Origin of the sequence: Kitasatospora sp. NPDC047058 (assembly GCF_040643935.1) — a bacterium.
Taxonomy (GTDB): Bacteria; Actinomycetota; Actinomycetes; order Streptomycetales; family Streptomycetaceae; genus Kitasatospora.
This window is the reverse complement of sequence record NZ_JBEYVJ010000030.1, coordinates 34155-43343: the sequence shown is the minus strand read 5'-3', so window position 1 is coordinate 43343 and position 9189 is coordinate 34155. Positions and strand designations below refer to the sequence as shown.

At 74.2% G+C, this 9189-nt stretch carries 10 protein-coding genes; 2 read left to right on the top strand and 8 right to left on the bottom strand.

Annotated elements, in window-relative coordinates; genetic code table 11:
- Nucleotides 1-230 precede the first annotated feature (230 nt).
- Nucleotides 231-725, bottom strand: a complete 495-nt coding sequence (locus tag ABZ885_RS07310) for a hypothetical protein (RefSeq protein ID WP_360184390.1) — start codon at nucleotides 723-725, stop codon at nucleotides 231-233.
- Between the two features lie 774 nt (nucleotides 726-1499).
- On the bottom strand, nucleotides 1500-1721 hold the full coding sequence (locus ABZ885_RS07305) for a DUF397 domain-containing protein (RefSeq protein ID WP_360184399.1): 222 nt from the start codon (nucleotides 1719-1721) through the stop codon (nucleotides 1500-1502).
- A gap of 414 nt (nucleotides 1722-2135) precedes the next feature.
- Between ABZ885_RS07305 and ABZ885_RS07300 the strand changes: the two genes are divergently transcribed.
- Nucleotides 2136-2675: a PTS fructose transporter subunit IIA gene (locus tag ABZ885_RS07300; protein ID WP_360184388.1), complete on the top strand. Its 540-nt coding sequence runs from the start codon at nucleotides 2136-2138 to the stop codon at nucleotides 2673-2675.
- Between the two features lie 465 nt (nucleotides 2676-3140).
- Here ABZ885_RS07300 and ABZ885_RS07295 read toward each other — a convergent pair whose 3' ends face one another.
- From ABZ885_RS07295 to ABZ885_RS07270, 6 genes are all read right to left on the bottom strand, one after another.
- A complete protein-coding gene (locus ABZ885_RS07295; protein WP_360184385.1) occupies nucleotides 3141-4265 on the bottom strand; it encodes a lipase in 1125 nt (374 codons plus the stop codon).
- Nucleotides 4262-4750: an NUDIX domain-containing protein gene (locus ABZ885_RS07290; protein WP_360184382.1), complete on the bottom strand. Its 489-nt coding sequence runs from the start codon at nucleotides 4748-4750 to the stop codon at nucleotides 4262-4264. The genes ABZ885_RS07295 and ABZ885_RS07290 overlap by 4 nt, the downstream gene beginning before the upstream one ends.
- 121 nt (nucleotides 4751-4871) lie before the next feature.
- Complete coding sequence (locus tag ABZ885_RS07285; RefSeq protein ID WP_360184379.1) at nucleotides 4872-5063, bottom strand: hypothetical protein; 192 nt, start codon at nucleotides 5061-5063, stop codon at nucleotides 4872-4874.
- 400 nt (nucleotides 5064-5463) lie between these two features.
- Complete coding sequence (locus ABZ885_RS07280) at nucleotides 5464-6612, bottom strand: glycosyltransferase (RefSeq protein WP_360184377.1); 1149 nt, start codon at nucleotides 6610-6612, stop codon at nucleotides 5464-5466.
- 127 nt (nucleotides 6613-6739) lie between these two features.
- Nucleotides 6740-6940 (bottom strand): hypothetical protein, encoded by a 201-nt coding sequence (locus ABZ885_RS07275; protein ID WP_360184374.1) that lies wholly within the window; start codon nucleotides 6938-6940, stop codon nucleotides 6740-6742.
- Between the two features lie 258 nt (nucleotides 6941-7198).
- Nucleotides 7199-7471 carry a hypothetical protein gene (locus tag ABZ885_RS07270; protein ID WP_360184371.1) on the bottom strand — a complete coding sequence of 91 codons (273 nt, stop codon included), beginning with the start codon at nucleotides 7469-7471 and terminating at the stop codon, nucleotides 7199-7201.
- Between the two features lie 504 nt (nucleotides 7472-7975).
- Between ABZ885_RS07270 and ABZ885_RS07265 the strand changes: the two genes are divergently transcribed.
- A complete protein-coding gene (locus ABZ885_RS07265) occupies nucleotides 7976-8980 on the top strand; it encodes a polysaccharide deacetylase family protein (RefSeq protein ID WP_360184369.1) in 1005 nt (334 codons plus the stop codon).
- The last annotated feature ends 209 nt before the right edge of the window (nucleotides 8981-9189 follow it).

Here is a 9189-nt window from a genome sequence, read left to right as displayed (position 1 = left end):
CCCGGACCGGCGCCGGCCGCTCGGCCGGCTGCCCGCCGCCTCGGGGACGAGTCCCCCTCAGCGGCCCGGACACGCCGCGTCGGCGGCGCGTCGCAGGTCCGGACGGCTGCGGCAGGTCAGCAGCGGGAGACGGCACGACATGGTCGCGACTGTACGAAGCGGTGATCGCAACCGTCAAGGGCCGCCCGGGGCACGGAACCGGCCCCGGGCGGGAGCCGCCGGGGCGCCCGTCAGCTCTGCTGGAACATGTCCGCCGGAAGCGGCTTGAGCAACTGGTAGAGGTCGTCCGAAATCGGTCGGTCCCAGGAGGCGATGGTGACCTGGACGCCGTCGCTGCGCCCGAACTGGGAACAGAACACCCGACCCTCGCTGACCTTGACCTTCTTCACGATCAGCAGGTCGTCCCCGAGCATGACCGGAAAGTCCTCGGCCGAGACGAACTCGACCGGTTCGTCGTTCTCGAGCGCCGCGAGCAGTTGCCGGACCTCGAAGGGCACCTCGTCCCCGGTGTCGCGGGCCGGCGAGCCCTCGGGGAGGTTGCCGATGAACATCGCCGGGCCTCTGCCGCCGAACAGGTCGTAGCGCAGGAAAATCCCCTGGCAGGAGCCGTCCGGGCCGGTCATCATGGCCGCACCGAAGTCGCCGGGCCAGTCGCCCGGGTCCATCGCGAGCACGTCGAAGTCCGGGCCGGCGGGCTGTCCGGAGCGACGGCGGAGAAAAGACATGGGAACATCGTACGTGCCCGGCACACCACGCTCGCGGGGTGGGTGGGGCGCCGGACGGAGATCCACGCTCAGAGACCAATGTTGACTCTGAGCAACCGTCCGGGCTACGTTCGGTTCAGCACGACAGCCGTTCTGGGTTTCACCCTTCGGGGGGACGGCATGTCGCAACGCGGCCCTACACGCGTATCCCTCACTGTGCACATGTCGTGCCGAACAGCCGAGCACCCAGCTTCGTCGTCGCACACCGCACAGCACAGCGAGCACAACACACAAGCCAACAGTTCCACACAAGCAAGGTCCGCGGGGCCCCGGCCCGTCGCTCCCGCGGATCTGCTCGGGACGCCGCCGCGTGGGGGCGTGCGGGTCCCGAGCACCCGGTACCGGCCACCGAGTCGCTCTCGGTTCCGGTGCCAGCCTCCCGGCGACTGCCGGCCCTCTCGCAGGGTCGGGACCGGCCGACGCACCCCGGTGCGCAGGGGATTTCTGGGAGGCAGGCCTGGCAGCACTGCCGGGCTGCACAGCAGGCGCCGTGTCTGGCCGCGTGGGGGCGGTGGGCACGGCGTCTGCCTGTGCTCATACTCTGAGCTGCGTTTGTCTAACAGTCAACAGAAATAATGACCGGGTACGCTCAAAAGAAATCCGACCGATGCACACCCGATGCGCGGGAGGGGACGGGCCCCGGCCCGGGACCCGTCCGACGGCTCCTCCGGAGGCCGCTCGCCCCGGAGACCGCTCCCCCGGAGGCTGCTTCCTCCGGGGGCTGCTGAGGACCTCTCAGGTGAGGTCGAACTCGCCGTCCCGGGCGCCGAGCACGAAGGCGCGCCACTCCCCCGGCGTGAAGACCAGGACCGGGCCGTCCTCCTGACGGCCGTCCCGCATGCCGATGTAGCCGTCCACGAAGGCGATCTGGACGTCCCCGACGCCCTGGCTGCTGCAGAGCCAGGTGGCACCGGTGAAGTCGACCTTCGGCTTCCCGTTCGGCGCGAGCGCCGGCATCACACCGGCGGCGCTCCCGGAGGCCGCCCCGGCCCCCTCGACGACCGGCTCCGTGGCCAGGTCCACGGCCGAGCCCACGGCCGAATCCACGTCAGTCCCGATGTTGGCTGCCACTACTGGTCTCCTCCCGACGGTCCAACGGTGCCAGCCTAGTCACCGCCGTGGCACCGGTCAGCGGGTTGCCGAGGACTCCCTCCGCCCGGGACCGGCGGCCCGCGACCGGCCCCGCGGGGCGCCGGGTCTGTGCTAGGCACTCCTGACGCTCGGCCGGTTCACCCGTGGCCGCCTGACGCTCGGTCGCTGCATCCCGCGGCCGCCGCACGGCGCGCCTCGCTGAGCGTGTCCCGCGCGGGCGGGCGGCGGGCGAGCTGCCAGAGTGTGGGAAACCCCACCGAACGCCCCGAGGAGCAGCCGATGAGCCGCCGGGACGGCACCCGCGCCGATGTCATCCCCATCTCCGACGCCCCCTCGGCCCATCCTCCGGCGCCCCGCACCCCGCCCTCCCGCACCCCGCTGCCCCGGCCGACGCCGGGCCGGCCGCCCACGCACGGGCGGGTCGGGATCGTGCTGGTCTCGCACAGCCAGGAGCTGGCCGTGGCGGTCCGGGCCCTGGCCCTCGCGCTGACCGGCACCGAGTCCCCCGCCCCGGTCGCCGGGACCGGCGGCGACCTGGTCTCCGGCCCGGGCATCAGCGCGGTGCTGGTCGCGGCCGCCACCCGCCGGGTCGACCAGGGTCACGGCGTGGTGATCCTCGCCGACCTGGGCGGTGCGGTGACCACCGTCCGCGCCCTGCTCGCCAACGCGGACGAGCACGGCCTGCCGTTCCCGGTACGGTTCGCGGACGCCCCGTTCGTGGAGGGCGCCGTCGCCGCCGTCGCCACCGCCACCGCGGGGGGCGACCTGGCGGCGGTGCTGGACGCCGCTGAGGAGGCCTACCGCCAGCACAAGGACTGAACCGGCGCCGCCCGACCGGCACTTCTCGGCGTTCCCCTCCACAGCGGGTGACCGCCCGGCTACCATCGGCGCAGAACCCGGCCGAACGGCCGGACGGTCGGAGGGGGAACCTCAGCCATGCGCGTGGGCGTCACCGGCGGGCGGGACCCCCGGAGCCAACCTCGTCCGGGCCCTCCCGGCCCGCCCCGAGGACCAGGTCCGGGGCCTGGGCGCCCTGCCGAGCGGTGGCGACGCCGGTCCGACCGGCACCGACGCCGTGGTGTGCTTTGCTGCGCTGTGCGAGGGCAGCATCCTCGAACCGGCCCTGCCGAACGAGGCGAAGCACCGACCGGCCGGCCACCGCGTCAACGCCACCGGCCCCCTGGAGATGCCGGACGCGGCCCGCTGCAGCCGGCCGGGCAGGGTTCCGGACGTCCTGAGCCCTCGTCACTGCTCGGGCCCGGCGGCACCGCTCCGCCGCTCGTCTCAGGCCTGCGCCTGCGCCGTCGTGGCGAACGGGCCACCCGGGCCGAAGGCCAGCCCGGCGAAGCGTTCGCCGATCAGCCGGTGCCCGGCCGGGTCCGGGTGCAGCAGGTCGGCGAGCCGGTCGGCGTCGTCCGGGCCGAGCAGCGCGAGACCGTCCAAGTAGTGCAGGTGCGGGTCGGTGGCGGCCCGGACGGCGACGATCCGGGCCAGCTCGGTCCGGACCACCTCCAGGCTGAGCGCCCCGGCCTTGACGTCCGCCGGGTCGCCGGTCGCCGCGAACCGGGCCCCGGTCCCGGCCTCCTCGAACCCGGCCGGCCCCGGCGTCCGCTCGAACGGCGGGCTGAGGATCGGGGAGACCACCAGCAGCGGGGTGTCCGGATGGCCGTCCCGGACGGTGTCCAGGAAGCCGTGCACGGCCGGGACGAAGGCGCGCAGGCGGAACGCCGCCTTGGTGACCACGTTGATGCCGAGCTTGAGGCTGATCACGTCGGCCGGCTGGTCGCGGAGGGTCCGGGCGGTGAACGGGTCCAGGTGGGCGTTGCCCGCCAGCGAGAGGTTGAGCAGGTCCACGCCGGCCTGCCGGGCGGCGATCCACGGCCAGGTGTCGGCGGCCGAGTCGGCCTCCGGGACCTGGCTGACCGAACTGCCGTGGTGCAGCCAGCGCCGCCGGCCGGTCGGACGCGGCGGGTGGACCGGTGCGTCCGCGCGCAGGGCGGCCAGTTCGACGGAGGTCCACTGCGGCAGCCAGAGCTCCGCCTCGTGTTCCGTCCCGTGGTCCGCCGTCGGCGTGGTGAATCGCAGCACGACGGGCCCACCGGCCGCGGGAATCGCGGCCCGGTCGGCCCGGACGCCGTCCAGCCACAGCTCGACCGCACCCGGGTACAGGGGGTCCGGTTCGGCGTGCAGCGCGAGTTCGAGCACCGTGGCCGCCGTCCGGAACGCCAGCCGCACGCCGGAGGGCATCATGACCACCCGGCGCAGCCCGTCGTCCGGGAACTGGACGGCCGTCCAGTCGGGCAGCCGCCAGGGCCGCAGGCCGGCCGCGGTGCGCTCCAGGTGCAGGGCACCGCGGAACTCCACCGGCCCGTCCGCCAGCGGGACTTCGGCTAACAGACCGCCGGTCACGCGTGTTCCTTTCCGTCCCAGTCGAAGAAGGTCCCACCCTGGGCCTCGCGGCCCTGACGCAGCCACGCGTGCTCCTGCTCGATCATCGGCGGCAGCTCGTCCAGGCCGAACCAGCCGACGGCGAGCGACTCGTCATCGTTGATCCTGGCCTCGCCGCCGACCATGCGACAGCGGAAGACCAGCACCAGGTACTGCGTCACGTCGCCGTTCGGGTAGACGACATCGGGCGTGACGCTCACCGAGGCGAGCACCTCGGGGACGACCTCGACGCCGGTCTCCTCGAGGCACTCGCGCACCACGCCGTCGGCGGGCTGCTCGCCCGGTTCGAGGATCCCGCCGGGCAGCGCCCAGCGGCCGTCGTCCGCCCGCTGGGCGAGCAGCACCCGGTCCTGGTCGTCGACGACGACGGCGACGGCGGCGCTCAACCAGAGCTTGCGGGTGCCGACGAGGGCACGGAGTTCGGCGAGGAAGGTGGGAATGGCCATACCCCGCAGCCTATCCGGCCGCTCGGGGCGCCGGTCGGGGCGCCGGTCGCGGGCTTCACCGTGGTCGCGGCGGTGGTGGTCGCGACTGCCCTGGCGCCCCCACGTCGACCCCGATCGGGAGTCAGAAGGAGAAGTGCTCGGCCACCGCCCAGCCCTGCTCCGCCGACCTTCCGTAGAAGGCGCGCAGGTCCACATGGTCCCGAGCCAGGCGCTCCCGCAGTTCCTCGTCCGGCTCGGACGACGGACGTCGCGTCCACGTCTGCCACAGGTCCGTGAACGACACCCCGCTCAGGTGGGTTGCCGTGCGCGCCACGTCCGGCGGATCGAGGGCCACATGGCCCGGGCCGCCGGTGGGGTCCGGAGTGTGCCGCCCCCGAACACGGGCAGCTCCCACAGTTCCCGGTCACCGCCCGGCGTCGGCCGGCGGCAGTACAGCTCGTCCAGCTGGAAGAAGCCGTCCTCCAGCCATGTTGCTTCGCCTGCTCCGACCCGTCGGTGCAGCTCATCGAAGCCAACATCGAACAGGTGCTCGAAGTCGCCCGCGCCTGCCCGGCACCACCGACGTCCCGGATTCCGCACGATGCGGGACAGGCGGTTCCCGGACGCGGACGAGGTGCCGCAGCTGCGGATCACGAACCCCTTGCCGCACCACCCGGTCCTGGCCACCGGGCCGAGCGGCTTCCGATGCGGTGCTGGTGGGCCCGGGCCCGGGCTCAGTCGACCGTCCAGGGCAGGGCCCTGGCGCGGGCCACGGCCGCATAGGTCTCCAGGGAGACCCCGGCGACGGCGCGCTGGTCGAAGTGCGCCGCGGCGCGGCGACGGGCTGCGGCGCCGAGCCGCTCGCGCAGGCCGGGCTCGGTGAGAAGCCGGTCCAGCGCGGCGGTGAGGGCCCGGGCGTCCCCGGGCGGGGCGAGGAGCAGGTGCTCGTCGTGGGTGCCGATCTCGCGGCAGCCGGGGACGTCGCCGAGCACCATCGGGAGCCCGCCGGCCGCGGCCTCCATGGCCGAACGGGAGGACCCCTCCCGGGAGGAGGGGAGCACGAAGACGTCGAGTGCCGCGTAGACGGCCGGCAGGTCGCTGTGCGGGCCGGTGAACTCGACGCCGGACGCGGTGCCGTGGGCGTCCGGACCGCCCGGGTGCTCGGGGTCCTCCGGGCCGATCCAGACGAACCGGGCCTTGCCGGCCAGCGCCCGGGCCGACTCGGCGAACTCGCCGATGCCCTTCCCGGCGACCCGGCGGCCGACCCCGCCGACCCCGCCGACCAGCAACTCGTCAGGTCCGACGCCGAGTTCGGCGCGCATCCGGGCACGGATGCGGGCCCGGTCCCGAGGGTCGGCGGCGAACCGGGTGAGGTCCACGCCGTCGCCGACCACGCGGGACCGGTGGGCCGGGACGGCCCAGGACAGGGTGCGGCGGTCCTCACCGTTCCGGTACAGCTCGGCGTGCGAGAAGCGGGCCGCGAAGGCCTCGGCTCCCAGCACCAACGCCCGCTTGGCGAAGGGTTCGTGGGCCTGCCTCCGGAGGCCGTGGCAGGTGTTGACGACCACGGGGACGCGGGCGAGGCGGCCGAGTACCCGGCCGAGCACGCCGGTCTCGGGGTCGTGGGTGTGCAGCACGTCCGGGCGGATCCGGTTCAGCACGGCGAGGAGTTCGCGTGCGGCCGCAGCGTCGGCGCGTGGCTGCTGCCGGGCCCGGGTGAGCGCGTGCAGCGGCTCGTGCCGGACGCCGATCATCTCCAGGCCGGGGACGTACGGGCCGGGTGCGCTGATGCCGTAGGTCTCGAAGCCGGCCTCCAGGTCCACCCTGAGCTCGGTGGCGAGGAGGAGGTGGAGGCTCGCGTCGGCGGTGGTCAGGTGAGCCACCCGCAGCCGGCGGCCGCGGGGGCCGCGCAGGCGCGGCGGCAACGAAACCGGGGGCGTCCGACCGCCGGGCTGCCGGTCGCCGGGCCGTCGACGCTCGGAGGGCAGGTGATGCTCGGGCGGCGGGCTGTCAGGCACGGGCGTCCACCGCCTTGGCCGCCGCCACGATCCCGGCGTAGACGCGCTCCGGCACCAGCCGCACCGGGCCGACGCCGGGCGCGCGGCTTCCGGCCTCGCCCGTCACACCGGTCGCCGCCGTCACACCGGCCTCTCCGGTCACCCCCGTCGCCCCCGCCACCCGGGTATCCGACGGCCCGGCGGTGCCGCTCATCGTTCCCCCTCCGCGCTCCGCCACCCGCGGCGGCACCCTGTCGGCGCAGGCCCAGATGGCCGTCCGTCCGACCCGGTTGGCGGCCGCACGGAATTCACAGTAAGGGGAACTGTGGGCAGGTGCCCTGGAATTGTGAAAGAAGCGAGAAGGAATTGGCAGGCGGACTGAAAAACCGGCCGATCCGACTGATGTGAATCGATCAACCGTTCAGGTGGCGGCCGCCCTTTCCGGCTTTACCGCATTCCTTCCCGAAAAGGATCAGAGCGTCGCGCCACGCCGGGCCCGCAGCACGGCGAACGCGATCCGGCCCAGCAGCAGCACCCCGGCCGCGAGGCAGCCGGCCACCGCCATCGCCCACGCCGGACCGTCACTGTCCGGAACCGCCACGGCGACCACGATGCCGATCGCAAGGCAGGCCAAGCCGACCACCGCTAGCGGAATCTGGTGGGTGACCAGCGCGCCACCACTCCACGCGCGCGCCATCCGGGTCGCGCCGTGCAAGTGAAAGGGATCACGGTCCGCATCTGCCATGAGCCCAAGGTACCCCGGCACAGCCGCGGAGGCAGCCCGCGGGGAGTGATATGGCCGCCACCCTACGCGACCGGAACGGCGCCGGAAACACTCCGGCGCACGCCGGGCGGTGGCAGGTTCCGGCCTGCGAAAAATCCTCGCTCGTCCGGTACAACCATCTACGGGGTGTATGGGTCTCCACTACATTGAGCGATCCAGGAGCCGTCCTCGGTGCGGGTGGGGAGTCCCCACCGAGGACAGGAATAACCCAGGGGGCGGAGCCGCCGTGCCCTGGAGTCGGAGGCCGGGCTCCGTCCTCCGGCGGTACCGCCACGCCGCACCGGCGACCGAGGGGGAACCGTGCCGCAGTCCCAGTCCACCACGTCGACCAGCAGGGCTCGGCGGACCAGTTCCATGGTCCGCCCCCTGCCGAGCGTGAACGTGCGCGCGTTGTCGCAGGCGGCCGTCGGGCAGCCGGCCGCCTTGCAGCCCGCCGTTCGCCCGCCTGCCGTTCGCCAGCCCGCCATGCTCCAGCCCGCAGCCCGTCCGGTGGCGGCCCCCCAGCCCGCTCCCCCGGCCACCTCCGGGCAGCGCGCCACAGCACCCGACCCCTGCCGGGCCGACGCGCGGGGTGACTGGCTGCGCTTCGCCCCCGTCCAGCCGCTGTTCCGGGCCAGGGCCGCGCAGCGGCTCGCCGTGCTCGCGTACCACGGCGTCACCGACCCGCGCTCGTTCGGCGCCCAGCTCGACCGGCTGCGAAGACTCGCCACCCCCGTGTCGCTCACCGCCGTCCAGCGCGCCGTCAAGGAACGCCGCCCGCTGCCCGCCCGCAGCGTGCTCGTCACCTTCGACGATGCCGACCGCAGCGTCCTGACCCACGCCCTGCCCGCCCTCAACGACCGGGGCATCCCGGCGGCCGCGTTCGTGATCTCCGAGCTCATCGGCACCGAGAAGCCGTTCTGGTGGCACGAGGCCGACTTCCTCGCCCGTCACGGCGGGCGCGCCCGCTCGCTCGACTGCGGACACCCCTCACAGCTGCTGCGACGCCTGAAGGCGATGCCCGACCCCGATCGCCGGCGCAGCCTCCACGAGCTCCGGGTCAGCGCCGACCGCCGGCCGCCCCGGCAGGAGCAGCTCACCCCGGCCGACCTGATCGCCCTGCGCGAGGGCGGCGTCGCCATCGGCAACCACACCCAGGGGCACCCCTGCCTCGGCCGCTGCGACGACGCCACCGTGCGCGCCGAGATCACCGGCGCCCACGAGGCCCTCACCCGCTGGCTCGGCGAACCACCGGTCGCCTTCGCCTACCCCGACGGCGGCCACGACCCGCGCGCGGAGGCGGTCCTCCAGGAGCTCGGGTACGGTCTCGGCTTCCTCTCCGACCACCGGCTCGGCCCCCGGCTCCCCGACCACCCCCTGCAGATCAGCCGCCTCCAGGTGGATTCCACCACCAGCTCCCGCCGCTTCGACACCATCCTGTCCGGCCTCGAACCCGCCTACCGCCGCTGGCGCGGCCAAGCCGTCGCCTGAACCGCCCCCTGCTTACCCCGCGTAGGGAGTCGGCCAGCCCGACTTCCTACGCGGCACGGGTCGGCGCGGCTGCTCCGACTCCCACCACACTGCAGCCCCCAGGGCCGGGCGCCAGAAGTCGGCCAGTCCGACTTCCTACGCGCGCGAGGCCACCGCAGCAGTGCCCGCCGAGAGAGGCCAGCCGCTCCCGGGACACCAGCCCGCCCACG